General features: G+C 58.2%; 23 protein-coding genes and 2 tRNA genes. 3 read left to right on the top strand and 22 right to left on the bottom strand.

The genetic code is table 11. The features are described 5' to 3' along the window. From JK199_RS09135 to JK199_RS09075, 13 genes are all read right to left on the bottom strand, one after another. Positions 1 to 642 carry a complex I 24 kDa subunit family protein gene (locus JK199_RS09135; RefSeq protein WP_212375373.1) on the bottom strand — a complete coding sequence of 214 codons (642 nt, stop codon included), beginning with the start codon at positions 640 to 642 and terminating at the stop codon, positions 1 to 3. Further along, positions 639 to 1,922: an NADH-quinone oxidoreductase subunit D gene (locus JK199_RS09130; RefSeq protein ID WP_212375371.1), complete on the bottom strand. Its 1,284-nt coding sequence runs from the start codon at positions 1,920 to 1,922 to the stop codon at positions 639 to 641. Before JK199_RS09130 ends, JK199_RS09135 begins: the two co-directional genes overlap by 4 nt. Next, positions 1,919 to 2,584: an NADH-quinone oxidoreductase subunit C gene (locus JK199_RS09125; protein ID WP_212375369.1), complete on the bottom strand. Its 666-nt coding sequence runs from the start codon at positions 2,582 to 2,584 to the stop codon at positions 1,919 to 1,921. Before JK199_RS09125 ends, JK199_RS09130 begins: the two co-directional genes overlap by 4 nt. Continuing rightward, positions 2,577 to 3,140: a NuoB/complex I 20 kDa subunit family protein gene (locus JK199_RS09120; RefSeq protein WP_025827008.1), complete on the bottom strand. Its 564-nt coding sequence runs from the start codon at positions 3,138 to 3,140 to the stop codon at positions 2,577 to 2,579. The genes JK199_RS09125 and JK199_RS09120 overlap by 8 nt, the downstream gene beginning before the upstream one ends. Before the next feature lie 11 nt (positions 3,141 to 3,151). Next, on the bottom strand, positions 3,152 to 3,517 hold the full coding sequence (locus JK199_RS09115; RefSeq protein ID WP_025827009.1) for an NADH-quinone oxidoreductase subunit A: 366 nt from the start codon (positions 3,515 to 3,517) through the stop codon (positions 3,152 to 3,154). Positions 3,518 to 3,768: 251 nt separating this feature from the next. Continuing rightward, positions 3,769 to 3,843 (bottom strand) — tRNA-Val (locus JK199_RS09110). Between the two features lie 96 nt (positions 3,844 to 3,939). Beyond that, entirely contained in the window at positions 3,940 to 4,224 is a 285-nt protein-coding gene (locus JK199_RS09105; protein WP_025827010.1) for an HU family DNA-binding protein, read from the bottom strand. A 143-nt stretch (positions 4,225 to 4,367) separates the two neighbouring features. Then, positions 4,368 to 6,887, bottom strand: coding sequence for an endopeptidase La (gene lon, locus JK199_RS09100; RefSeq protein ID WP_212375367.1), 2,520 nt, complete (start codon positions 6,885 to 6,887; stop codon positions 4,368 to 4,370). Positions 6,888 to 7,073: 186 nt separating this feature from the next. After that, positions 7,074 to 8,342 carry an ATP-dependent Clp protease ATP-binding subunit ClpX gene (clpX, locus tag JK199_RS09095; RefSeq protein ID WP_025827013.1) on the bottom strand — a complete coding sequence of 423 codons (1,269 nt, stop codon included), beginning with the start codon at positions 8,340 to 8,342 and terminating at the stop codon, positions 7,074 to 7,076. Between the two features lie 117 nt (positions 8,343 to 8,459). After that, the gene (locus tag JK199_RS09090) at positions 8,460 to 9,122 is read right to left on the bottom strand and encodes an ATP-dependent Clp protease proteolytic subunit (protein WP_025827015.1); all 663 of its coding nucleotides are present in this window, start codon (positions 9,120 to 9,122) and stop codon (positions 8,460 to 8,462) included. A gap of 169 nt (positions 9,123 to 9,291) precedes the next feature. Continuing rightward, positions 9,292 to 10,626 carry a trigger factor gene (tig, locus tag JK199_RS09085; protein ID WP_077931452.1) on the bottom strand — a complete coding sequence of 445 codons (1,335 nt, stop codon included), beginning with the start codon at positions 10,624 to 10,626 and terminating at the stop codon, positions 9,292 to 9,294. A gap of 91 nt (positions 10,627 to 10,717) precedes the next feature. Then, positions 10,718 to 10,802 (bottom strand) — tRNA-Leu (locus JK199_RS09080). 31 nt (positions 10,803 to 10,833) lie between these two features. Beyond that, positions 10,834 to 12,315 carry an NAD(P)H-hydrate dehydratase gene (locus JK199_RS09075; protein ID WP_212375365.1) on the bottom strand — a complete coding sequence of 494 codons (1,482 nt, stop codon included), beginning with the start codon at positions 12,313 to 12,315 and terminating at the stop codon, positions 10,834 to 10,836. Positions 12,316 to 12,476: 161 nt separating this feature from the next. Between JK199_RS09075 and JK199_RS09070 the strand changes: the two genes are divergently transcribed. The 3 genes from JK199_RS09070 (at position 12,477) to JK199_RS09060 (ending at position 16,461) form a co-directional block, all read left to right on the top strand. After that, positions 12,477 to 12,932 carry a hypothetical protein gene (locus JK199_RS09070; protein ID WP_212375363.1) on the top strand — a complete coding sequence of 152 codons (456 nt, stop codon included), beginning with the start codon at positions 12,477 to 12,479 and terminating at the stop codon, positions 12,930 to 12,932. A 167-nt stretch (positions 12,933 to 13,099) separates the two neighbouring features. Next, positions 13,100 to 15,136, top strand: coding sequence for a DEAD/DEAH box helicase (locus tag JK199_RS09065; RefSeq protein WP_212375361.1), 2,037 nt, complete (start codon positions 13,100 to 13,102; stop codon positions 15,134 to 15,136). Then, on the top strand, positions 15,133 to 16,461 hold the full coding sequence (locus tag JK199_RS09060; RefSeq protein WP_342356305.1) for a class I SAM-dependent RNA methyltransferase: 1,329 nt from the start codon (positions 15,133 to 15,135) through the stop codon (positions 16,459 to 16,461). Before JK199_RS09065 ends, JK199_RS09060 begins: the two co-directional genes overlap by 4 nt. On the opposite strand, the gene JK199_RS09055 is transcribed toward JK199_RS09060, so the two are convergent. From JK199_RS09055 to JK199_RS09015, 9 genes are all read right to left on the bottom strand, one after another. Continuing rightward, positions 16,409 to 16,777, bottom strand: coding sequence for a HesB/IscA family protein (locus JK199_RS09055; protein ID WP_025827593.1), 369 nt, complete (start codon positions 16,775 to 16,777; stop codon positions 16,409 to 16,411). The two genes, JK199_RS09060 and JK199_RS09055, sit on opposite strands and share 53 nt — an antisense overlap. Positions 16,778 to 16,794: 17 nt before the next feature. Beyond that, positions 16,795 to 17,391 (bottom strand): SUF system Fe-S cluster assembly protein, encoded by a 597-nt coding sequence (locus tag JK199_RS09050; protein WP_212375359.1) that lies wholly within the window; start codon positions 17,389 to 17,391, stop codon positions 16,795 to 16,797. Then, complete coding sequence (gene sufU / locus JK199_RS09045) at positions 17,378 to 17,827, bottom strand: Fe-S cluster assembly sulfur transfer protein SufU (RefSeq protein WP_212375419.1); 450 nt, start codon at positions 17,825 to 17,827, stop codon at positions 17,378 to 17,380. Before sufU ends, JK199_RS09050 begins: the two co-directional genes overlap by 14 nt. A 5-nt stretch (positions 17,828 to 17,832) precedes the next feature. After that, a complete protein-coding gene (locus JK199_RS09040) occupies positions 17,833 to 19,086 on the bottom strand; it encodes an aminotransferase class V-fold PLP-dependent enzyme (RefSeq protein ID WP_212375356.1) in 1,254 nt (417 codons plus the stop codon). Continuing rightward, complete coding sequence (gene sufD / locus JK199_RS09035; RefSeq protein ID WP_212375354.1) at positions 19,083 to 20,360, bottom strand: Fe-S cluster assembly protein SufD; 1,278 nt, start codon at positions 20,358 to 20,360, stop codon at positions 19,083 to 19,085. The genes JK199_RS09040 and sufD overlap by 4 nt, the downstream gene beginning before the upstream one ends. Beyond that, complete coding sequence (gene sufC / locus JK199_RS09030) at positions 20,357 to 21,133, bottom strand: Fe-S cluster assembly ATPase SufC (protein ID WP_025827603.1); 777 nt, start codon at positions 21,131 to 21,133, stop codon at positions 20,357 to 20,359. The genes sufD and sufC overlap by 4 nt, the downstream gene beginning before the upstream one ends. 13 nt (positions 21,134 to 21,146) lie before the next feature. Beyond that, positions 21,147 to 22,637, bottom strand: a complete 1,491-nt coding sequence (sufB, locus tag JK199_RS09025) for a Fe-S cluster assembly protein SufB (protein WP_086656116.1) — start codon at positions 22,635 to 22,637, stop codon at positions 21,147 to 21,149. 3 nt (positions 22,638 to 22,640) lie between these two features. Beyond that, a complete protein-coding gene (locus tag JK199_RS09020) occupies positions 22,641 to 23,105 on the bottom strand; it encodes an SUF system Fe-S cluster assembly regulator (RefSeq protein ID WP_025827606.1) in 465 nt (154 codons plus the stop codon). A 117-nt stretch (positions 23,106 to 23,222) separates the two neighbouring features. After that, complete coding sequence (locus JK199_RS09015) at positions 23,223 to 24,521, bottom strand: DUF445 domain-containing protein (protein WP_212375352.1); 1,299 nt, start codon at positions 24,519 to 24,521, stop codon at positions 23,223 to 23,225. Positions 24,522 to 24,614 lie beyond the last annotated feature (93 nt).

The raw sequence follows: 24,614 nt of genomic DNA, 5'->3' as shown, positions 1-24,614 counted from the left end.
CTACTTGTTTTCAGCAATGGAATGGACTGAGTCCATCAGTGTCTTCCGTCCGCCTTCCGGCGCGGAACCGCACCGGTTGATTGTCGGCCCGGCAGGCGGACGTTCGCCCCTCCGCAAGGCTTCAATCAGCGCAACTGTGCGCGGGCCGTCCATGTCTTCATAAAAATCATCATCCACCTGCAGGATTGGCGCGTTGGAGCAGGCTCCAAGACATTCAACCTGAGTGAGGGTAAACTGCCCGTCCGCACTGGTCTCCCCAACGCCGCCAATACCGGTCGCCCGTTTACAGGCTGCCACAACATCATCAGACCCGCGCAGCCAGCATGGCGTTGTGGTGCACACCTGCAAATGGTAGCGCCCTACCGGCTTTGTGTTGAACATGGTGTAAAAGGACGCGACCTCATAAACGCGGATCGCCGCCATTTCCAGCCGACGCGCAATGTCGTCCATTGCGGCCACAGGCACCCATGCGCTCCCTGTCTCACGCCCCATCTGCCGCTGAGCAATATAGAGCAGCGGCATCACTGCACTGGCTTTCCGCTCTGCCGGATATTTGGCGAGGACCGTCCCGATCTCAGCCTCGGATGCGCTGTCAAACACAAACGTATCGGGCTGTTCCTGCGGTGTCTGCTGTGTGGTCATCGGTCAATCTCCCCGAAGACAAGATCGAGAGACCCGAGAACTGCGACCATATCGGCCAGCATGGAACGGCGGGTCATTTCATCAAGCGCCTGCAAATGCGCAAAGCCGGTGGGGCGGATTTTGCAGCGATACGGCCTGTTACTGCCATCAGCCACCAGATACACGCCAAACTCGCCTTTCGGGCTTTCTACAGCGGTATAAGTCGCCCCCGGCGGCACGTGATAACCTTCACTGAACAGTTTAAAGTGATGAATGAGCGCCTCCATGGAGCGCTTCATTTCCGCACGCGGTGGCGGGCTGAATTTGGGGTCCTGCACTTTCACTGCACCGGGCCGGATCTGACTAAGGCACTGCTCAATAATGCTGACACTCTCCCGCATTTCCGCAATCCGGACGAGATAGCGGTCATAGCAGTCTCCATGCCGGGCAACCGGGACGTTGAAGTTCACCTTATGGTAATTGTCATAAGGCTGCGTGCGGCGCAGATCCCACGGCACACCGGACGCCCGCAGGCATGGACCACTAAACCCCCAGGCCAGAGCCTGCTCCGCCGTAAAAACACCAATCCCGACGGTGCGCTGCTTCCAGATCCGGTTTTCTGTCAGCAGCGTTTCCAGCTCATCAATCCACGCAGGAAACTCTTTGGCCCATGCACCAATTTTATCTTCCAGACCTGCGGGAATATCCCGCGCCACACCACCAGGGCGGACATAATTGGCGTGGAACCGTGCCCCGGACGCGGCCTCGTAAAACTCCAGCAGCTTTTCGCGCTCTTCATATCCCCACAAAGCCGGGGTCACAGCACCGCAATCCAGACCGAGCGCTGTGATATTCAAAATATGGTTAAGAACACGCGTAATTTCCGCAAACATAACCCGCAGCCAGCGGGCCCGCTCCGGAGCCTCTATCCCCAGCAATTTTTCTGTTGCCAGAGCAAAAGCCTGCTCCTCACACATCGGGGAGACATAATCGAGCCGATCAAAATACGGCAGCGCTTTCTGATAGGTTTTATATTCTATCAGTTTTTCCGTGCCACGATGCAAAAGCCCGATATGCGGCACAGTGCGTGCCACAAGCTCGCCTTCCATTTCCAGCACAAGGCGCAGCACACCATGGGCGGACGGATGCTGAGGCCCGAAATTCAACGCATGGGAATCAATTTCCAGCGTCTTGCGTTCCCGTTCTTCCACCTGTTGCGTGGGCAGCAGGCTTTCCGGAATGTCCGTCCGCAAAATGTTTTCTGCATCCTGCAGTAGAGTATTTCTGTCCGCGTCTGTCATCCGCGTGACCTCTTGATATGTTGCCGGACCTCGTGGGCCTTTTCGTCCCCCGGCAAGGTCAGCATACCTTCCCACGGGGAAACGAAATCAAAATTCCGGAAATCCTGCACGAGAGAGACCGGTTCCTTCACCACTTCCCGCCGTTCCACATCGTAACGGACTTCCTCATAACCGGTCAGCGGGAAGTCCTTACGGAGCGGGAAGTCTTCAAATCCGTCATCCGTCAGAATACGGCGCATGTCGGGATTGCCCGAGAACTGCACGCCGAACAGGTCATAACACTCCCGCTCCCACCAGCATGCCGAAGGCCACAGGCCAGCGACAGACGCGACAGGCGTAGCTGCATCCGTCGTGATGATCACGCGGATGCGCTGGTTATGGGTGACGGAGAGGAGGTTATAAACCACATCAAAACGCTCAGCCCGGCTTGGGTAATCCACTCCGCACAGATCCATCATCTGCTCAAACTGGCAGTGCGGCGCATCCCGCAGGAAGGTCATGAGCGGCAGAAGCTGATCCCGTGTGGTGCGCACCACCAGTTCACCACCCTCCAGCCCGGCGGAAGAAATGCCCGGCCATGAGGTTGCGAAAGAGAACGCCAGAGCCCCGAGCCGCCCCTGAAGGCGGGTCTGCTGCGGTGCGGGCAGACTGACCTCAGCCACGGAGAATGGTCCCTGTCCGGCGAATTTTCTTCTGGAGCAGCATAATGCCGTAGATCAGCGCCTCCGCCGTCGGCGGGCAACCGGGCACGTACACGTCCACAGGCACAATCCGGTCACACCCGCGCACCACGGAATAAGAGTAATGGTAATACCCTCCCCCGTTAGCGCAGGAGCCCATCGAGATCACCCAGCGCGGTTCCGCCATCTGCTCGTAAAGCCGACGCAACACAGGGGCCATTTTATTGGTCAGCGTGCCCGCAACAATCATCACATCCGACTGACGCGGTGACCCGCGCGGGATGATACCCATACGGTCCAGATCATAGCGCGGCATGTAAGCGTGGATCATCTCCACCGCGCAGCAGGCCAGCCCGAAGGACATCGGCCATAGGCTGCCCGTACGGCCCCAGTTGACCAGCTTGTCGAGATTGGCGACCACAAAGCCCTTCTCGGCAATGGCGCCGGTAATACCCCTCACCACGGCGTCCTGTTCCGGACCGGGGGGCAGAGCATCGCGATTCCACAGAATGGTTTCGTCTTGCGGATTTATAGACATCGGCGGCTCCCTCAATCCCAGTCCAGCGCGCCTTTGCGCCACTCATACAGAAAGCCAATTCCCAGAACGCTCAGAAACCCGAGCATAGACAGAAAACCGAACAGCCCTATGCGGGACAGGCTGACAGCCCATGGGAAAAGAAACGCGACCTCAAGATCGAAAATAATGAAGAGGATCGCGACAAGATAAAACCGCACGTCAAAACGACGGCGCGTGTCATCAAAGGCCTCGAACCCACATTCATAAGCCGTTACTTTTTCCGGATACGGTTTCTGATGGCCACATAACAGGGCCATGCCAAGCATTGCGGCCGCAATCACGACTGAAATTGCGCCGAATACCAAAACGGGTGCGTAATCACCAAGAACAGACTGCATCTGTATTCCTTGCATGAGGAAGATCATGAAGATCAAACGTCATGTCAGGGAGAGTAGACCCAAGCCCTTAGAACAACCATGCCCCAGCACCAGTAATAACGGGCACTTTCCCGTGATTACTCGGCCAAATAGCGCCAAAACAGGAGAAACATGGCAGAAAACTAAAGATTTTTAAGGGGAATTCATAAAAACGAGAGCATCTCACATCTGGGTGCTCTGCGCGGGAACCATGACAACATTGAAAGAAATCATGGTGGGCGATGACGGGGTCGAACCGCCGGCCCTCTCGGTGTAAACGAGACGCTCTACCTCTGAGCTAATCGCCCGCTGGATGCGTATGTGTCACAAACAGAAGCGGCCGGCAACCCTTCCTGTGGAAGTTTTACCGGCCGAAACCAAAAAACTATCAGTCCGGGGGACTTTTAGCTTACGGCATCCTTCAGAGCCTTGCCGGGCTTGAAGCGCACAGACGTAGAGGCAGGAATATCAATTTCCTCACCCGTACGGGGGTTGCGCCCTTTGGCAGCCTTACGTGAGGCCGTGACAAACGTGCCAAAACCAACCAGACGAACTTCCTGCTTCTTGGAAAGCGCCTTTTCGATTGCACCGAATACGGCGTCAACCACTTCTCCAGCCTTCGCCTTGGGCAGAGCTGCCTCGTCGGCTACTGCCGCTACGAGTTCCTGCTTGTTAAGCGGCTTCTCCATATTACGCCTCTCTCTAGTTTATCGTGACTGGAGCGGCGGGCGGCTTTACGTCCGCCTCTCCGCTTCCCGCTCGCACTATGCAGCCGTTTTCCGCCACGTCAACTGAGCAACGGTAAACTTCGGCCACATAGTAAAAATTTCCCTCAGTGCGGCAGCACCGGGGCCGCGCCAGCTCCTTCCGGGGTCGGAACAGCTTCTGAGACATCCTCCCAGTGAATGGCCTGCGGTTTGCGCACCAGTGCGCGGCCAATCACCTCATCCACATGGGATACAGGAATGATTTCCAGATTGTTCTTTACGGAATCAGGGATTTCCGCGAGGTCTTTCTCATTTTCCTTGGGCAGGAAAACAGTCTTGATCCCGGCGCGCAGGGCTGCCAGCAGTTTCTCTTTCAAACCACCAATCGGCAGAACACGCCCCCGCAGCGTGATCTCACCCGTCATGGCGACATCACGCCGGACAGGAATGCCCGTCATGACACTGACCAGCGCCGTTGCCATGGCAATACCGGCTGAAGGACCGTCTTTAGGAGTCGCACCTTCAGGCACATGCACATGGAAACTATGCTTATCAAACAGAGTCGGCACGATCCCGAAAGTCGTCGACTTGCTGCGGACGTAGGAGAATGCCGCAGAGACACTTTCCTTCATCACATCACCAAGTTTACCTGTCTGCACCACAGCGCCCTTGCCGGGCACCATAACGCTCTCAATCGTGAGGATTTCCCCCCCGACCTCTGTCCAGGCCAGACCGGTAACAATGCCGACCATATCTTCCGCTTCAGTCTCCCCGTAGCGGAAGCGTTTAACGCCAGCCAGCTTTTCAAGATTGCGCACGGTAATGGCGACTTTCTTCGCCTTACCCGTCACAAGCTCTTTCACCACCTTACGGGCAAGATTCGCAATTTCACGCTCAAGGTTACGCACCCCGGCTTCACGCGTGTAATAGCGGATCAGATCCCGCAGGGCTTCATCACTGATCGACCATTCTTCCGGCTTGAGGCTATGCGCCTCAGCCTGCTTGGAGATCAGGTGACGGCGGGCAATCTCAACCTTTTCATCTTCCGTGTATCCGGACAGACGAATGACCTCCATACGGTCCAGCAGTGGCTGGGGCATGTTGAGGCTGTTTGCCGTGGTGACGAACATGACGTCTGACAGATCATAATCCACTTCCAGATAATGGTCTGCAAACGTGCTGTTCTGTTCAGGGTCAAGTACTTCCAGCAGGGCGGAAGACGGGTCACCACGCCAGTCGGCACCAAGCTTGTCAATTTCATCCAGCAGGAACAGCGGGTTGGACACCTTCGCCTTTTTCATGCCCTGAATGACCTTGCCCGGCATGGAGCCGATATAGGTGCGGCGATGCCCCCGGATTTCAGCTTCATCCCGCACGCCACCCAGAGACATGCGGACATAATGGCGGCCTGTCGCTTTAGCGATGGATCGTGCCAGAGAGGTTTTCCCCACTCCCGGCGGCCCTACGAGGCACAGAATCGGCCCTTTCAGCTTCTGGGAACGGCTCTGGACGGCCAGATACTCAAGAATACGCTCTTTGACTTTCTCCAGAGCATAGTGGTCAGAATCCAGCACTGCTTCCGCCGCAGCCAGATCATTCTTGACCTTGGTGCGCTTTTTCCACGGGATACCAAGCAGCCAGTCCAGATAATTCCGCACCACCGTCGATTCAGCCGACATGGCACTCATGCCACGCAGCTTCTTGAGCTCCGCGACGGCCTTTTCCCGCGCTTCTTTTGAAAGCTTGGTTTTGGCAATCCGCTCTTCAATTTCGGCAGTTTCGTCCTTGCCGTCTTCGCCCTCGCCCAGTTCCTTCTGAATGGCCTTCAGCTGCTCATTCAGATAATATTCCCGCTGGGTTTTCTCCATCTGGCGCTTTACGCGGTTGCGAATTTTCTTCTCAACCTGCAATACGCCGATTTCCGCTTCAATATGCGCGAAAACCTTTTCAAGCTGCTCCGCGACGGACGGCGCTTCCAGAATTTCCTGTTTTTCGGAAATTTTGAGATTGAGATGGCTGGCAACAGTATCCACCAGCTTCGACAGATCACTGATCTGGTTAAGAGACACCAGAACTTCCGAGGCGATCTTTTTGTTGAGCTTAATATACTGCTCAAACTGAGACACGATCGACCGACCCAGTGCCTCGGCTTCCGCGCCAACAGCAGGTTCCTCGACGACATCCTCAATTTCTGCCTCAAAATGCCCGTCAATATCATGCAGGGCTTTAACGCGCGCACGGCGCACGCCTTCCACCAGCACTTTGACGGTCCCGTCCGGCAGTTTGAGCAACTGCAAAATGGTGGAGACGGTGCCAAACCGGTACACATCGTCCACGCCCGGATCATCCTGCGCAGCATCTTTCTGCGCGATCAGGAGAATTTGCCGGTCTTCCCGCGTCACGGATTCCAGCGCTTTGACGGACTTTTCACGCCCGACAAACAGAGGAACAATCATGTGGGGGAAAACAACAATATCGCGGAGCGGTAACACGGCAATACGGCCGCTGCCCTGCTGTGCCACGTTTTTATCAGCAGGTGCGCTTTCCACAGCAACAACCGCATTTTCGGCCGGAGCAACCGCCGCTGGTGTTTTTGCCGGGGATTTACGCTTACGTTTTACTGCTGGTTTTTCATTATCAGCCATAACCATGACCTCCTTCAAGGACGATCCAGGCCGGGCACCCGTACCGTGGCGTACCCAGACCCGCGAGAACCTGCCAACAGGCTCCCACTCTCTACCATGTCGTTACGAACGCCCCATTCTGCAATGGGTTAACCAGAAAACCCGGCCAGCAGGGACTTATCCCCGCTGGCAGTTATTTTGCAGTTCTTAGGCTGACTGTTCCGCCGGAACTTTTTTCCCTTTGCCGTACACGTAAACCGGGCTCGTCTTTTCCTCGGCTACGTCACGGTTCACCACCACTTCCTCCACGTTATCAAGACCGGGGAGGTCAAACATGGTGGACATCAGGATGCTTTCCATAATGGACCGCAGACCACGGGCCCCCGTCTTACGGGTGATGGCGCGGTCCGCAATGGCTTTCAGGGCATCATCCGTAAAAGAAAGCTGCACATCTTCCATCTGGAACAGGCGCTGATACTGCTTGACCAGAGCGTTTTTCGGCTCAGTCAGAATACGGATCAGAGCAGCCTCATCCAGATCCCCCAATGTTGCGAGGACCGGCAGACGGCCGATAAATTCCGGGATCAGCCCGAATTTCATCAGATCTTCCGGTTCAACATCATGGAGGATTTCACCGGTTTTCCGCTCATCCGGAGACCGCACATCCGCACCAAAGCCGATGCCAGTCCCTTTGCCACGGGCGGTGATGATTTTATCCAGCCCCGCAAAAGCCCCGCCACAGATGAACAGCATATTTGTGGTATCCACCTGCAGGAATTCCTGCTGCGGATGCTTGCGCCCACCCTGCGGCGGCACCGAGGCCACAGTACCTTCCATCAGCTTCAGCAGAGCCTGCTGAACGCCCTCCCCGCTCACATCACGGGTGATGGACGGGTTGTCAGACTTGCGGGAAATCTTGTCGATTTCATCGATATAAACAATGCCGCGCTGCGCCCGCTCAACATTATAGTCAGACGCCTGCAACAGCTTGAGGATGATGTTTTCCACATCCTCACCCACATAACCAGCTTCGGTCAGGGTGGTGGCATCCGCCATTGTGAACGGCACATCCAGAATACGCGCCAGCGTCTGTGCGAGCAGCGTTTTACCGGAACCCGTGGGGCCTACCAGCAGAATGTTGGACTTTGCCAGTTCAACGTCATTGCCTTTGGTGGTTGCCTGCGTGAGCCGCTTGTAATGGTTATGCACCGCAACAGAGAGGACCTTTTTGGCCTCAAACTGCCCGATGACATAATCATCCAGAACTTTACAGATTTCACGGGGAGTCGGCACACCCTCGCGCGACTTCACCAGTGTCGTTTTGTGCTCCTCACGGATAATATCCATGCAAAGCTCAACACACTCATCGCAGATAAACACGGTCGGGCCGGCAATGAGCTTGCGCACCTCGTGCTGCGATTTACCGCAGAAAGAGCAATAGAGCGTGTTTTTGGAATCACCGGACTTTGCGTTCATCAGCCCACTCCCCTGAACGTCCCGGACCTCAGAAAACCAGGAACCGGGTTACCAACTCTATCTGCCTTACTGCGGGCAGACCACCCCTGATGAACAGGGGCTTTAGTGTACACCAGATTAAGGATGGCTTTTATCCTTCTTTCCAGTTTCTGTGGCCTTGTGGTGGCTGATCACTTTGTCAACAATCCCGAAAGACTTTGCTTCCTCGGCGGACATATATGTGTCGCGCTCCAGCTTCTGCTCGATATCTTCAAGCGTCTGTCCGGTATGCTCACGGTAGATCTCATTCAGCCGCTGCCTGATAATCAGGATTTCTTTAGCCTGAATTTCGATATCACTGGCCTGCCCCTGCGCACCACCGGACGGCTGATGCACCATCACGCGGGCATTGGGCAGAGCAAAACGACGCCCGGCTTCACCACCCGCCAGCAGCAGAGACCCCATGGAGGCCGCCTGACCGATGCAGACAGTGCTGACCGGGCTGCGGATATACTGCATCGTGTCGTAAATCGCGAGACCTGCGGACACAACGCCCCCCGGGCTGTTGATGTAGAAAGAGATTTCTTTCGTCGGGTTTACGCTTTCCAGATAAAGAAGCTGGGCAGAGATCACAGACGCAACCTGATCATAGACCGGGCCTGTCAGAAAAATGATCCGTTCCTGAAGCAGGCGGGAATAGATATCAAATGCCCGCTCGCCCCGGGAGGTCTGCTCGACCACCATCGGCACCAAAGCGTTGCTGAAAACCTCAACGGGATCACGATCCCTCATGTCAGTCATTCCCGTAAAAAACCTGCACCATCCCTCACCGGCTTCCGTCCGAAGACGCAAACCACTTCAGGCACTCTCCATCAAGATAGAGATAAAGTGGCAAGATGCCACCCCGGAAAAGAAAATCTGCCCTGAAAAAGAGTGTCCCGCCGGTTCACACCGGCGGGACACGATTTTCTCAGATATCAGCCGGAGGAATATCCGATAACTCTTCCGGAGTAACTTCCTTGTCCTCCACTTTCGCGAGTTCAATCAGATAATCGACAACCTTGTTCTCGAAGATCGGACCGCGAAGGGATTCAATGGCCTGCGGGTTATTCTGGAAGAAGGCGAAGACTTCCTTTTCCTGACCCTGATAGCGCATGGCTTCGGCGCGCATGGCGCGGCCCAGCTCATCCTGCGTTACCGTGATCGCGTTCTTACGCCCGATTTCAGCCAGAAGAAGACCAAGCTTCACGCGACGTTCGGCAATCTTGCGATAGTCGGCACGCAGGGTGTCTTCGTCTTTATCCTTGTCTTCATCGTCAAGCTGACCAGCTTTACGGTCGGCCTCAACGCGCTGCCAGATCTGTTCGAATTCCGCATCGACCATGCCCTGAGGAGCCTGGAAATCGGTTTTCGTAGCCAGAGCGTCCAGCAGGTCACGCTTGATGCGCAGACGGGTCAGCTGCTCATATTCGCCTTCAATCTGCTTGCGGACGAGGTCACGCAGCTGATCCAGCGTTTCAAAGCCAAGCTGCTTTGCCAGTTCATCATCAATCGGGGCATCAACCGGCTTTTTCAGCGCTTTGACGGTGATGTCAAAGGTTGCTTCCTTGCCAGCCAGTTCTTCCGCGCCGTAGTTTTCCGGGAACGTGACGGTGATGATTTTTTCTTCACCGGCCTTCATGCCTTCAATCTGCTCGGCAAAGCCGGGGATGAAGCCTTCGCCACCGATTTCGACATTGACGTCCTGCGCCGTGCCACCGTCAAACGGCACACCATCGCGCTTACCAACGAAATCAACGGAAACAACGTCACCCTGCACAGCCGGACGTTCTTCTTCGACCGTTTCAAAGGTGCGCTGGCGCTTGGCGACATCGGCCACGATCTTATCGACGGCTTCATCGCTGGCGACTGCCTTCAGGCGCGTCAGGGAGAGGTCGGACAGATCCGGCACTGTGATTTCGGGCAGAATTTCGGTTTCGATCTTGAATTCCAGATCCTTACCGTCGTCTTCCTGACCGGAGACCAGCTCTACCTGCGGCTGACCAGCCGGACGCAGACCACGCTCTTCCAGAACGGAACGCAGTGCTTCGGACACAGCCTGTTCCAGCACTTCTGCGCGCACGGCTTCACCATGACGCTGGCGCGCCAGAGAAACAGGCACCTTACCCGGACGGAAACCGGGGAGTGTCAGATTGGCAGCAACCTCTTTCAGGCGAGCATCGCGCTTCTGTGCAAGCTCTGCTGCCGGAACGGTAATGGTGAAACCACGCTTCAGCCCTTCGGAGAGGGTCTCAGTAACCTGCATCGGCCAGGCCTTCCTTTCGGTACAAACTCAAATTCCCCGCTGCAATGTGCCGAAAGGCTGCTGCGGAACTGGACGGGAACACCATGAAAAATGGTACGGGCGGAGGGACTTGAACCCCCACGACTTGCGCCACCAGAACCTAAATCTGGCGTGTCTACCAATTCCACCACGCCCGCACGGTAAAACCCCGTCGCAAGTTGCGAGGACTTAGCCCAGAGTGCTGCTTCCGGCAAGAGACCGTCTGCACATCTCTCCATATTCCTGCTGCAATCGGGTCGCTTTTTCCCGCGCAGGGCCAAGATAACGGTCCAGATCCTCCGCGATTAGCCAGCTTCCGGCCTGAATTCCGGCCTCACCATGCAGCCAGACCCCGGCACAGGCGGCCTCCCACGCAGGCATGCCCGTAGCCAGAAGAGCCGCAATGACGCCGGAGAGCGTATCACCCGACCCGGCCGTGCCCAGTGCGGGACTCGCGTGGTCATTGATCGCCAGCCGTCCGTCTGGCGCGGCAATCAGCGTTGACGCGCCCTTGAGCACCACAACAGCGTTAATCCGGACAGCCGCTTTGCGCACGGAGTCTGGCGGATTTGCCCCCGGCGCGCCAAACAGCTTTGTGAATTCACCACTATGCGGCGTGATAACCGCAACCCCTTTCAGACTTTCAGGCCGCCCTGCCGCAGCCGAAAGTGCGCCTGCATCCGCCAGCACACATTTCTGCGCACTCAGAAGAGCCGGAAGAGTCTCCGCTACCTCACCTTCTGTCAGGCCCGGACCACAGACCCATACGGCGCGGCGTTTATCGGAAAGCAGGCTTTCCAGAGGCCCGTCATCAATCACCAGTCCCGGCGCGCCCAGCCGGTAGGCGGGGGCATCCTGCCCCGCGGCAATGCGGACCAGCCCCGCCCCCGCGGCCCGTGCCCCGCCCGCACAGAGCCGGGCAGCCCCCGGCATGGACTGTCCGGCACAGAGACTCACCACACCCCGTGTGTATTTGTGGCTCTCCGGCCCCGGCTCCGGCAGGTTCCATAATCCCGGCGCGTTCTGCCAGAGTCCGCACGGAACCTGCGCCAGCGCCTGCTCGGGCATGCCGATATCCGCCAGAACAAGCCGCCCCATAAAACCCCGCCCCGGATAAAGAAGGTGCCCGGGCTTGAAGCGACAAAATGTGATGGTCATCTCGGCGTGCGGCGCATATCCCCGCATCTGCCCTGTCGCACCGTCAATTCCGGACGGTGTATCAATAGCCACCACTTTACGGGCCGCTTTGAGCAGATCAGCCGCCAACCCGGTCACGTCGCGGCTTAAGCCTGCGCCAAACACCGCATCAATCACCAGATCCGCGCGCTCTACTTCCGCCAGAGCAAACGGCACGCGAACTCCCTCAAACCGGGCAGAGGCCTCCGCCGCAGGAGACCCCGCACGCGGTGCGGCCAATTCGGCCACAGCAACCGGCCAGCCCGCTTCCGCGAGAAAACGGGCCGCGACAAATCCATCCCCCCCGTTATTCCCCGGCCCGCACAGGACAAGAACACGGCAAGGCCGCATGAAGCGCCTCACCGCACGCGCGACTGCACGCCCGGCATTCTCCATCAATGTCGCGACCGGGACGATCGCGGAGGCAAGGTGATCCACCTGCGTCATCTGTTCTGGTGTATAAAGAGCAAGGCCTGCATGCGGAGAAGCGGGCATGAATATCCTCCTGATACGGGGAGCCGGGTGACTACCAGACGAATACTGACTTGCACCCGGCGCATCCCCTTGGCAATCAGGCATCCAGCATTGTGCGACGCAGAGACAGGCTGCCGTTCGTACGCCTTTTTTGAATTCGATTTTTTCCAAGCGGAGTCTGCATGCCTCATTCCATTCTCTGGAGCGTCATCCTCGCTTTCCATATCATCAGCATCATGTTCTGGGTTGGTGGCACCGCTTATGCGGCCATCATCATGCGCCAGAGCCTCTCCCTGCTGGACCCCACGCAGCGTAACTCCGTGCAACTGCAATCTCTGAGCCGTTTTTTCCGGGTTCTGATGCATGTCATCCCCACGGCCCTGATCACCGGCTGGCTGATGATCCTCCATGAAGGCGGTTTTGCGCAGGCACCGTGGACCACCAACCTCATGCAGCTCCTCGGTATTGTCATGGCTGTTCTGTATGTACGGGTGCTCACAGGGCCCTTCCAGAAAGCACGGCGCGCCCTGCGTCCGCAGCCAGCCCTGTTCGACTCGATCCGTAACCAGACTCTCGTCATCATGGCGCTTGGCCTGATTGCCATTCTGGCTGCCTCGCTTGGCCATCCATTCCTGTAAAATAGACTACAAAGGGCGGGGAAAGCTTGCTTCCGGAGGCAAATGCCTTTAATCGCAGCAAGCGCCTGACCGGCTTCAGCTTCTCTTCCTCCTCCGGCGTCCGGAGCATGGAAAATTCAGGGCCTGTCGGTCCATGCTATAACGACTGAAGTATCTCCGAGAGCATATTGATAGCCAAAACGCCCACCCGCCCCCGCAAGACCACCACGCGCAGCCGTACAAAAACAGCTGCCACGGCTGTAGATGCAGCCGCAACGGAAACGGGTGCGGACGCGCTTGACGCTGCTCCTGCCGAACAGGCAGAGGCGCCCAAAAAGCCTGTGCGCCGCCGCCGGAAAGCCGCTGAACCGGCTCCGGCCGCTGCTGCACCTGAACCGACCGAACCTCCGGCAGATCAGCCCGCCGAAGCGGACGTCGTGGCTGAAGAAACACCCAAGCCCAAACGCACGCGCCGTCGCGCAGCACCAGCCAAAAAGGCCGCGCCGAAAGCTGTTGCAAAAACAGCGCCAGAGCCGACCGAAACTGAGCAGTCTGAGGCCGTTTCGGCGCAGACAGAAACAACTGCTCCTGCTGTAGCCCCGGAGCCGGAAACGGCAGGCCCCACAGCATCGGCAACAGCAGATGTTCAGGCACCGGCGGAAACCACGGCAGCCGAGAGCGCGAGTCCCGAAGCAGGCGTTGAGACTGAAAAGGACTCTGAGCCTAAAAAGACGTTTGCTGATCTGGAGCTCTCCGAACCCCTTCTCCGCGCTGTGACGGAAATGGGGTACACGCATCCCACCCCCATTCAGGAACAGGCTATTCCTGCCATTCTGATGGCAAAAGACGTGCTGGGTGTTGCTCAGACAGGCACGGGGAAAACAGCGTCCTTCACGCTCCCCATGCTGGAAATTCTCTCTGGCTCACGCGCCAGAGCGCGCATGCCGCGCTCCCTGATTCTGGAACCCACACGGGAACTGGCTCTTCAGGTTGCCGAAAACTTTGTCAATTACGGTAAGCACCTCAAACTGACCCATGCGCTGCTGATTGGCGGCGAGAGCATGGCGGACCAGAAAGAAGTGCTGAACCGTGGCGTAGACGTTCTGATTGCCACACCGGGCCGCCTGCTGGACCTGTTTGAGCGCGGTGGTCTGCTTCTTACCCAGACGAGAATTCTGGTAATTGATGAAGCTGACCGCATGCTGGACATGGGCTTTATCCCCGACATTGAAAAAATTGTCGGCCTGCTGCCTGCCAACCGCCAGACCCTGTTCTTCTCTGCCACCATGGCGCCCGCCATCCGGCAACTGGCGGATGCTTTCCTGCAATCTCCCAAGGAAATTACGGTCAGTCGTGCCTCTTCCGTGGCGACCACCATCACCACCGGTCTGGTGATTGTGGATGAACACAGCAAGCGCGACACGCTGCGGAAATTGCTGCGTGACCCGACACTGCAGAACGCCATCGTGTTCTGTAACCGTAAGCGCGATGTGGATGTGCTGATGCAGTCCCTGCAGAAGCACGGCTTTTCCGTGGGCGCCCTGCATGGTGACCTGCCGCAGTCTGTCCGGTTTGCGACCCTTGAAAAATTCAAGAATGGCGAGCTGAAAATTCTGGTCTGCTCCGATGTGGCGGCACGCGGTATTGATATTGGCGGCCTGTCTCACGTCTTCAATTTTGATCTGCCTTTCCATGCAGAAGATTATGTTCACCGGATCGGCCGCACGGGCCGCGCCGGGAAGGAAGGCCACGCCTACAGTCTGGCTACGCCCTATGACAAAAATCTGGCCGAAGCCATTGAGACACTGACGGGCAAACCCATCCCGCGCATCAGTCCTGATGGTGTTGAAACGCTGGACTGGTCGGATGAAAAACGCCCGTCTCACGGTCGCCGCAAAGACAAGCCTGCGCCTAAAAATCAGGGCCGGACGCGCCCCGAAAAATCAGCCAGCACGCCTGCTCCGCAGCAGCAGAAGGCTGTATCGCCCAAATCTGCTCCGCCCGCAGCCGCACCGCAACCCGCGCAGGATGGCCGACGCTCCACTGGCCGCCTGCCGCGCCGCGATGAAGTACCCCCCATGCCCGCCGGGGATGTGGTTGGGTTTGGCAACGCGGCCCCTGCCTTTATGCAGTTGCCGCGCCGCACAACCAATCTGGCCGACCTGCCCGTCCCGACAGCAGATGTGTCTGTGTCTGAAGAAGAGGCCGCAAAGCACTCAACGTGACAGCTCATTCTACGGAGCAGCACGCTTCAGACCTCCGCGACGTCACCATTACCTATCTAGGTGCACAGGGTGACGGGGCCGCCGTTCTGGCTGATGGCCAGACACTGCATGTCCCCTACACCCTGCCCGGTGAAGTTGTACGGGTCGCCCCGACAGACTCCGGCAAATGGTCCGCCAGAGAAATCCTCACCCCGTCACCGGATAGAACAGAGCCTCCGTGTTCTCTGTTTGGCACGTGCGGTGGCTGCACGCTTCAGCAAATGGACCGCGCAGCCTTACTGGCCTGGAAGACAGACCGGGTCATGACAGCTCTCAAAAAAGCTGGTTTTTCTGATCTGCCAGAACCGCAGGCCTTTCAGGTTCCGCCACACAGCCGCCGCCGGGCTGATCTGGCGATGCGCAGGAACGGCAAGGAAATCCTGCTTGGCCTGCATGCCCGTGGCAGCACGGACATTATTGACCTGACAACCTGCCCGGTTCTCCATCCGGCCATCATGGACTGCCTGCCTGCGCTGCGGCAGACGTTCAGAAGTCTGGAAGGTTTATACCGGGCCGGGGACGTACGGATTAATCTGCTCGAATCGGGCCTTGATATCCTTCTGGTCACCGATGGCCCGCTTTCCACCTCAGACCGGACCAGACTCGCCAGCTTATCCGCAGAACACGCGATTCCGCGTATCTGCTGGCAGCGGCAGGGTGATCAGGGCTTGCCGGAAACGGCGGCACAGACCCGCACGGTGCACCATACGCTGGCAGGTTCCACAGTCAGTCCGCCCACCGGGGCCTTTTTTCAGGCAACAGCAGAGAGTGAGGCCCTGATTCAGCAAGCCGTGCTGGATGCCTTACCTAAGCTGAACAAGCGCGATGTGGTTATTGAGCTGTATGCGGGCTGTGGCACGCTCAGCTTTCCTCTGGCCAGCCGAGCACGGGTGCAGGCCTATGAAGGCTATCCGCCTGCCGCAACGGCGTTAAAAAACGCCTCTGGCGGAACGCGACTGGAAGTTTCCTGCCGCGACCTGAACCGCCAGCCCATTATGGCAAAAGAGCTTGCTCAGGCAGGCTGCGTGGTGCTCGACCCGCCACACACAGGCGCCAGGCTGCAAATGAAGCAGATCGCTATGGGGAAGCCGCGCCACCTGATTTATGTGAGTTGTAACCCGGCCGCCCTGACCAAAGATGCTGCTGCCCTGCACGCCGCAGGCTATTGCCTGAGCAGCGTGACGGTGATTGACCAGTTCCTATGGTCAGCCGAAGTGGAGGCCGTTTGCGGCTTCAGACATGAAAGCTCTCGCCGCAGCCGCACCGGCCTTTCTCATTCGGGTTGAGGAACACAAAGCCTTCCTCAAGTTCGGTCTGGTGGTAGTCCATCTGCGTTCCAATCAGGAACAGAGTGGCCTTGCGGTCCACCAGTAGCGTGACACCTTTGTCTGACACCACTTCATCCCCATCTGTCGGGGCTTCAACAAACTGCATGTCATAGGCTTTGCCGGAGCAGCCTTTTGTGGTCACGCTGATGCGCAGCACCTGCCCGGCATGCGCCGTTTTATAAAGATGCTGAAGGCGCTCCGCCGCCGCGTCTGAAAGACGCATCAGCGGCGGCAGGGCATTTTTTGCGGGCGGCACAACACTGGTCTGAGACATCGGTCCGTCCTTTCCGGTTAAAACATATTCAGGGCAAGGCGGGCTTCATCGCTCATGCGGGACATATCCCATGGCGGGTCCCACACGACCTCGACCTGCGCTGAGGCAACGCCAGAGACTTTCTCAACAGCCTCTTTGACCTGCACCGGCAGTTCCTGTGCGCTCGGGCAGTTCGGCGCGGTGAGGGTCATTTCAATTTTAACCCGGCCATCGTCATACAGATCAATCGCGTAGATCAGACCAAGTTCATAAATATTGACCGGAATCTCCGGGTCATGAACGGTTGCGATGGCTTCAATCACAGCATCTTCAGAGGCCGGACCTGTTGCAACGCCCCCGACAGAATCTGTCGCAGCGCCGGTGGAGGTGCCCCCTGCGTCTGGTACAGCAGCGGCAGCATCCTCAGCCGGAGCACTGGCACTGGCACTGGCACTGGCACTGGCACTGGCACTGGCAAACCCTGCATCAGCAGAGTCCGGTGTCCAGCTTTCAACCCGTGCCGTGTCCGCCCGGTGCTGTGGTGCATCGGCATTCAGGATATCCGTTGCGGGATGCTGTGGCACTGTATCCTGTTCCTGCAATTCAGGAGCATGCACCTTTTCAGACGTCGACATGAGAAAGCGCCTCCTTCAAAGCAACCCAGGGCAATTCTGCACAGCGGATTCTGGCCCGGTGTGCGCGCAACGGGGCAAAGGCTTCCAGCGGCCCCAGTGCAGTTTTATCCGTATTCGTATCCGGCGCGCTGGCGGGTTCGCCCACCAGCATGGCGGAAAACCGCTGGCTAAGGTCCCGTGCCTGCAACACGGTTTGCCCCACCACACGCTCGGCCATCAGGTCGGCTGCGGCCTGACAAATGGCACAGCCGCGGGTCTGATGCCTGACCTCTCCGATATGGGTATCCACCATCCGGAGTTCCACCCGGGTTGTATCCCCACAGAGCGGATTTTTCCCTTCACCCTGACCGTCAGCCTGTTCCAACCGCCCGGCATATAAAGGCGTGCGGGCACGATCGACAATCAGCCGGTCATACAACGCACCGCTGTCCGCCATGCTGTTCACACAAAGAAGTTCCGGATACGCACCAGCGTTTCAGCCAGTGTGTCGATTTCTTCCGGCAGGGTGTAAATGCCAAAGCTGGCACGGGCTGTCGCAGTCAGGCCAAGGCGGCGCATGAGCGGTTCCGCACAATGGTGCCCGGCCCGCACGGCAATGCCGTTCCGGTCCAGAAGCGTCGCGATATCATGCGGATGCACATCCTCCATTGTGAAGGAAATCACCCCGCCCCGCTCTTCAGGCTGACCAACAACCTTCAGCCCCGGAACATCCGCCAGACGAGCCAGCGCATGGGTTGTCAGAGCGGCTTCATGCGCGGCAATGGCTTCAAACCCGATCGCCTCGACCCATGAGATCGCTGCCCCGAGACCAATTGTCTCGATAATCGCGGGGGTGCCGGCCTCAAACTTATGCGGCACGTTGGCCCATGTGGATTTTTCAAAGGAGACGGTAGAGATCATATCCCCGCCCCCCAGAAACGGCGGCATGGCCTCAAGCAGATCCTTACGCGCCCAGAGCACACCGATGCCGGTCGGGCCATACAGCTTGTGCCCGGTAAAAGTGTAGAAATCTGCGCCCAGAGCCTGCACATCCGTCTTGCGATGCACAACGGACTGGCTACCATCAAACAGAACCTGCGCACCTGCGGCATGCGCCATATCAGCAATAGTTTTTGCCGGTGTCACCGTGCCCAGCACATTGGACATATGGGTGATGGCAACCAGTGCCACCGCACCGTCTGCCAGCAGGGCCTGCAACGCCTCAAGGTCAATATCCCCGGCGTCCGTAATCGGTGCGACCCGCAATTCAATCCCGGCGCGGTCCCGCAGCATCTGCCAGGGGATCAGGTTGGCATGGTGTTCCATTTCCGAGATCACCACGGCCTGCCCCGGTTTGAGCAGCGCGCCGAACGAATGGGCCACCAGATTGATGGCCTCCGTGCTGTTGCGCGTGAAGATGATTTCTTCACGAGATGGCGCGTTGAGGAAGCGGGCAACCTGATCACGCACAGCTTCATACGCTTCCGTCGTGCGCTCACTCATCCAGTAGAGGCCACGGTGGATATTGGCGTACTGGCTGCGCATGGTGTGCGCCATCGCGTCAATCACCGCATCCGGCTTCTGCGCGGACGCAGCACTGTCCAGAAACACGAGCGGACGATCATGCACTTTTTGAGACAGGATAGGAAACTGCTTGCGGATAGCCGCGACGTCCAGATCCTGCCGCGTTTTTTCCTGTGCAAAAACTGATGTCATGCGTTCTCTCCTGCAACAGGGAAAGACCGGGCCAGCATCTGTGTGCAGACCGTACGGGCCACGTCATCCTCAATCAGACCCAGCGCTTCATCCAGAAAGGCATGAATCAGGATCTGACGGGCCTCGGCCTCCGGCACGCCACGGCTGCGCAGATAGAAAAGCTGGTCATCATCCAGCGCGCCAACCGTCGCGCCGTGGCTGCATTTGACGTCATCCGCGTAAATTTCGAGTTCGGGCTTGGCGTCAATTTCCGCGTTTTCAGACAGCAACAGCGCCTGATTCATCTGGTAGCCATCTGTCTTCTGGGCAACCCGGTCCACGTATACCTTGCCCTGAAACACACCGCGCGCATGGCCATCCAGCACGTTCCGCACGGTCTGGCGGGAGATGCAGTCCGGGGCTGCGTGTGTGATCACGCTGGTCACATCCCCAATCTGCCGGCCGCCCAGCATCTGAGCGCCATTGACATGCACCGTGGCAAACGGTTCGGCCAGACGGGCATGAATTTCCTGCCGGGAGAGCACACCCCCCAGACCCAGCACAAAGCTGTTATAGGTGCCGCGCTCAGCAACCTGCGCATAGGTGGTCGCCAGACAGGCGGCTTCCTTGCCTTCCGTCTGAAGCGTGATGTGCCGGAGGTTGGCCTCAGCCCCGACGCTGACTTCCAGCACCGGATTATGCAGGTAACGTCCGCGCCCGGCCTGAATGCTGATCAGTGTCAGGTCCGCGCCGTCCTCCAGCGTTACGGAATGACGCGGATGGAAGGACACAGAAGCATCCGTCTGACCAAGAGAGATCAGCAGAACATCACCCCCCTTCTTGCCAGCAGGCACGCGCACCTGCGCGCCATCGGCCGCCAGAGCTGTGTTCAGGGCTGTCAGAGGATCACGATCCGGGCAGGAGAGTGGACCGAAGGTCTGCGTCTTTGCAAAAAAAGACACGTCCACTTCGGCAGGAAGAACCGAAAATGCCTCGGCATAGCGCCCATTGACAAAGACCAGACGCGGCAGGTCCGCCAGCGGGCCATCCGTCAGTCCAAGCTCTTCAAGCTGCGCCTGAATCTGGGCGACGTCATAAACGTCGGCCGGAGCAGCCAGCGGCGTTTCCGCCAGAAAACGGAGGCTGGTATAGCGCCATTCCTCAACGCGGCGGTCAGGCAACCCACTTCTGTGCAAAGCGCCTGTCGCGGCCTTGCGCACCGGGTCTGTTACCCCATCCAGGCGTGTGCCGAACGGAGCAAGCGTGTCTGACCGATCTTGTGTGATTGCGTTCACGCCGCCTCTGCCTCCGCAAGGAACCGGGTATAGCCTTCACGGTCAATCTGCTGCGCCAGTTCCGGGCCGCCAGAATGGATAATCCGGCCTTTTGCCATCACATGAATGCGGTCGGGCACCAGATAGTCCAGCAGACGCTGATGATGGGTAATGACCAGCGCTGAGAAGCTCGGGGACCGCAGGCGGTTCACGCCCTCCGCGACAATACGCAGGGCATCCACATCCAGACCGCTATCCGTTTCATCCAGAATGGCGAAGGACGGCTCAAGGAGCGTCATCTGCAACACTTCGTTCCGCTTTTTCTCACCACCGGAGAAGCCGACATTCACGTTCCGCTTCAGCATATCCGGCGCCATAGAAAGTTCCTTGGCGGCGGCGCGCGCTGTTTTCAGAAAGGTGACGGCATCCAGCTCGTCCTGCCCGCGTGCGCGGCGCACAGCATTAACGGCGGTGCGCAGGAAGTTGGCATTATTCACCCCCGGCAGTTCGATAGGCGACTGGAACGCCAGAAAAAGGCCCGCCGCAGCACGCTCTTCCGGCTCCATTTCCAGCAGATCCTTGCCCTGAAAATTTACGCTGCCAGCGGTAACTTCATAATCCTCACGCCCGGCCAGAACGTAGGACAGGGTGGATTTCCCTGAGCCGTTCGGCCCCATAATGGCGTGAACCTCACCCGGCGGGATGCTGAGATCCACACCCTTGAGAATTTCCTTTTCCTGCCCGTCAGCATCAATCCGGGCGCACAGACCGGAAATATCCAAAAACTGGGTCATGTCATGCACTCCCTTACCCTACGCTGCCTTCGAGGCTGATCTGCAACAATTTCTGAGCTTCCACGGCAAACTCCATGGGCAGCTCTTTCAGAACGTCACGGCAGAAGCCGTTGACGATAAGCCCCACCGCATCCTCTTCAGACAACCCGCGCTGGCGGCAGTAAAACAGCTGGTCTTCCGAGATTTTGGAGGTGGTGGCCTCATGTTCAATCCGTGCGCCCATATTGCGGTTTTCAATATAGGGCACGGTATGCGCGCCACACTGATCACCAATCAGCAGGCTGTCACACTGTGTAAAGTTCCGAGCGCCGGAGGCCTTGGGCAGCACCCGCACGAGACCACGATAGGTGCTGTCTGACTGCCCGGCACTGATGGTCTTGGCGATGATGGTCGAACGGGTATTGCGCCCGATATGGATCATCTTGGTGCCGGTATCCGCCTGCTGGTGGTTATTGGTCACCGCGACCGAATAGAACTCACCCACGGAGCCTTCCCCCTGCAGGATGCAGGACGGATATTTCCATGTAATGGCGGAGCCTGTTTCAACCTGCGTCCAGGAAATTTTGGAGCGCGCGCCACGACATGCGCCCCGCTTGGTCACAAAATTGTAAATCCCGCCCCGGCCGTTTTCGTCGCCCGGATACCAGTTCTGCACCGTGGAATATTTGATGGAGGCGTCTTCCATCGCCACCAGTTCCACCACAGCCGCATGCAACTGGTTTTCATCCCGCATGGGGGCCGTGCAGCCTTCGAGATAGGAAACGGAAGCTCCGTCTTCCACCACAATCAGCGTACGTTCAAACTGCCCGGTGTTTTTGGCATTGATGCGGAAATAGGTGGAAAGCTCCATCGGGCAACGCACCCCTTTGGGCACGAACACAAAGGAACCATCTGTAAACACGGCGGAGTTCAGAGCGGCGTAGAAATTATCGCCAACCGGCACCACGCTGCCCAGATACTGGCGGACCAGTTCGGGATGGTCCCGCACAGCCTCGGAAATCGGGCAGAAAATCACGCCCGCTTCTTCCAGCGTCTTACGGAACGTGGTGACAACGGAAACACTGTCAAACACAGCGTCCACAGCCATGGGCGGACGGGAGGTCTCGCCTTCCGGCAGTTCCACACCGGCCAGCATCGCCTGCTCATGCAGCGGAATACCGAGCTTTTCATAGGTGCGCAGCAGTTCCGGGTCCACTTCTTCAAGGGACTTCGGGCCGGGCTTCTTTTTGGGCGCTGCGTAATAATGCAGGTCCTGATAATCAATCGGCGGGTGAGACACCTTGGCCCATTTGGGCTCTGCCATTTTCAGCCAGGTGCGATACGCCGCCAACCGCCACTCAAGCAGCCAGTCCGGCTCCTCTTTTCTGGCGGAAATCAGGCGAATGGTATCTTCATTCAGCCCCTTGGGCGCGACGTCCATATCAATGTCCGTCTCGAAGCCCCATTTATAGGAAGACTGACCGAGTTTTTCGACTGCTTCACGCGTTTCGGTGACTGCTGGCATTGTTCAAGCCCCTTCGCGTCTCATGCTGGCGCTCATCAGCGCATTTTTCTTCGTCATGACTGCACCGCATGCGCTCTTCTGGCGCATGATCTCCAGCGAAATACCTTCCAGCGTGTCCCGGATGGCTTTGTTGATGGTATCCCAGCTGCCGCACATGCCGCAGGACACGCCGGTATCACACTCTCCCCCATCCACACAGGCTGTGAGCGCAATCTTGCCATCCACTGCCGTAATAACGCTGGCCACGGAGATATCCGCCAGCGGACGCGCCAGCCGATACCCTCCCTTGGCCCCGCGCTGGGACAGCACAAATTTGTGAGCGGACAAAACCTTGAGGATTTTTGCCACGGTAGGTTCCGGCACACCTGTCTCGGCAGCCAGCGCGGGGGACGTCACCACGCCATCCTGCTCGCCAAGATTGACAAGTATGACAACCGCATAGTCCGCCAGACGGGAAAGTTTCAGCATTATCCTGCCATCAGGTGATTGGAGACCAGTCAGGTCCTGTTTCAGACACATGGGGCGAAGCGCGCCAAAGGTCAACCCAAAAGCAACATGCCTGACCAGATGGTTTTACGGGGCCAGCTACTGGGCATTCAGCCCGAACAGCAACCTCAGGACGGCAAACAGCAACGCGCCGACACCAAAGCCCACCAGCGTTCCGTTAAAGCGCACATATTGCAGGTCCTTCCCCACGCGCAGCTCCAGCTTTTCCGCAATCTGCACCGCGTCCCACCCCGCCACCACACGGGCAATAAACTCCGCCATCCGCTCCCGCACAAAGGGCAGGGCACGGACAATAGCCTTGTCCACACTGTCCATAATCCGCTGGCGCATCATCGGGTCTTCCCGCAATTGTGCGGCAATATGGGTCAGGCCTTCCTGCACCAGAGAAGCGATGCGGCCATCCGGATCTTCCACATCCGCTTCCACCAGACGACGGAAGCGCTGCCAGATATCGGCCCACCAGCCCACAACACTTTCATGCGAGAGGACGCCCATAATGGCCTGAGAGATATCGCTCCCGCGCTCCGGGTCTGTCTCGATCCGGTCAATCTGCGAGCGAACCCACGCCGTAAAGCCCTCACGCAGCGAAGAGTTCTGGGGGTCAACCCGCTCCAGCTCCTTACTGGCCGCAAGCAGAACCCGCGTAGCGATGGACCCGCCAATGGCCCAGCCCAGCAGACGCCCGCCCTGCTCCCGCACACGTTCTTCAATCATGGTGCGCAGAGCGCCCTCCCGGGCCTGCAGACCATCCTTGATCTGCCCCAGCAGGAAGGAGAGCACTTCCTGATGCCGGTCATCATCCACAAGACTGCGCAAAGCCCTAGCGACAATGGGCGCCAGATTGCTGTTGCCCAGCAAACGCGGGAAGATTTTCCCGATAGCCCCGCTGGCCCGGCCGTCTTCCAGCCGGTCGAGCATCTTGGGCATGGAGTCCAGCACTGAGCGCGTCAGCATCTCCCGTGTTGCCGGGTCATCCAGCATGTTGGCCAGAAAGGTGGAAATATCCACCTGCTCCAGCACGCGGCCGACTTCTTTCTCGGTAAAAACCTGCCCGGATACAAAACGCCCCAGCGCCCGGCCCAGCCGTTCCTTCTGGGCTGGCAGAATAGCAGTATGGGGAATCGGCAGTCCCATCGGGTGCCGGAACAGGGCCACAACGGCAAACCAGTCCGCCAGACCACCCACAACACCCGCCCGCGCACCCGCGCGCAGCATCTCCAGCCAGAAACCGTCCCGCACCCATCCGGCGGCCGGGGCCGCATAGCCTGCAACCGTCAGCCCCCCCATCCCGACCAGCAGGCCGGTTGCAGCACGCTTGTAGCGTTTAAGGGTTTTACGGGCGGCGACGTCGCCCTCACTTTCTGGATATGGCATCATAATTTTTTAAATAGCACTCCCACTCCTGCCCCCCAAGAGTGCGTGAGCATGTTGCAGCAAAAGAGCAGACATGAAACTGTGTTGCTCCTTTCT

The sequence above is a fragment of the Acetobacter persici genome (genome assembly GCF_018256955.1).
GTDB classification, from domain to species: domain Bacteria; phylum Pseudomonadota; class Alphaproteobacteria; order Acetobacterales; family Acetobacteraceae; genus Acetobacter; species Acetobacter persici.
The sequence above is the reverse complement of the archived record's forward strand: the minus strand, read 5'-3'. Positions and strand labels throughout refer to the sequence as shown.

Excerpts from the sequence above, each read along its gene's own strand:
- JK199_RS09135 (WP_212375373.1), bottom strand. The coding sequence starts at position 642 with ATGACCACACAGCAGACACCGCAGGAACAGCCCGATACGTTTGTGTTT.
- JK199_RS09130 (WP_212375371.1), bottom strand. The coding sequence starts at position 1,922 with ATGACAGACGCGGACAGAAATACTCTACTGCAGGATGCAGAAAACATT.
- JK199_RS09120 (WP_025827008.1), bottom strand. The coding sequence starts at position 3,140 with ATGTCTATAAATCCGCAAGACGAAACCATTCTGTGGAATCGCGATGCT.
- JK199_RS09115 (WP_025827009.1), bottom strand. The coding sequence starts at position 3,517 with ATGCAGTCTGTTCTTGGTGATTACGCACCCGTTTTGGTATTCGGCGCA.
- JK199_RS09105 (WP_025827010.1), bottom strand. The coding sequence starts at position 4,224 with ATGGAGAAGCCGCTTAACAAGCAGGAACTCGTAGCGGCAGTAGCCGAC.
- lon (WP_212375367.1), bottom strand. The coding sequence starts at position 6,887 with ATGGCTGATAATGAAAAACCAGCAGTAAAACGTAAGCGTAAATCCCCG.
- clpX (WP_025827013.1), bottom strand. The coding sequence starts at position 8,342 with ATGAACGCAAAGTCCGGTGATTCCAAAAACACGCTCTATTGCTCTTTC.
- JK199_RS09090 (WP_025827015.1), bottom strand. The coding sequence starts at position 9,122 with ATGACTGACATGAGGGATCGTGATCCCGTTGAGGTTTTCAGCAACGCT.
- tig (WP_077931452.1), bottom strand. The coding sequence starts at position 10,626 with ATGCAGGTTACTGAGACCCTCTCCGAAGGGCTGAAGCGTGGTTTCACC.
- JK199_RS09075 (WP_212375365.1), bottom strand. The coding sequence starts at position 12,315 with ATGCCCGCTTCTCCGCATGCAGGCCTTGCTCTTTATACACCAGAACAG.
- JK199_RS09070 (WP_212375363.1), top strand. The coding sequence starts at position 12,477 with ATGCCTCATTCCATTCTCTGGAGCGTCATCCTCGCTTTCCATATCATC.
- JK199_RS09055 (WP_025827593.1), bottom strand. The coding sequence starts at position 16,777 with ATGTCTCAGACCAGTGTTGTGCCGCCCGCAAAAAATGCCCTGCCGCCG.
- JK199_RS09050 (WP_212375359.1), bottom strand. The coding sequence starts at position 17,391 with ATGTCGACGTCTGAAAAGGTGCATGCTCCTGAATTGCAGGAACAGGAT.
- sufU (WP_212375419.1), bottom strand. The coding sequence starts at position 17,827 with ATGGCGGACAGCGGTGCGTTGTATGACCGGCTGATTGTCGATCGTGCC.
- JK199_RS09040 (WP_212375356.1), bottom strand. The coding sequence starts at position 19,086 with ATGACATCAGTTTTTGCACAGGAAAAAACGCGGCAGGATCTGGACGTC.
- sufC (WP_025827603.1), bottom strand. The coding sequence starts at position 21,133 with ATGACCCAGTTTTTGGATATTTCCGGTCTGTGCGCCCGGATTGATGCT.
- sufB (WP_086656116.1), bottom strand. The coding sequence starts at position 22,637 with ATGCCAGCAGTCACCGAAACGCGTGAAGCAGTCGAAAAACTCGGTCAG.
- JK199_RS09020 (WP_025827606.1), bottom strand. The coding sequence starts at position 23,105 with ATGCTGAAACTTTCCCGTCTGGCGGACTATGCGGTTGTCATACTTGTC.
- JK199_RS09015 (WP_212375352.1), bottom strand. The coding sequence starts at position 24,521 with ATGATGCCATATCCAGAAAGTGAGGGCGACGTCGCCGCCCGTAAAACC.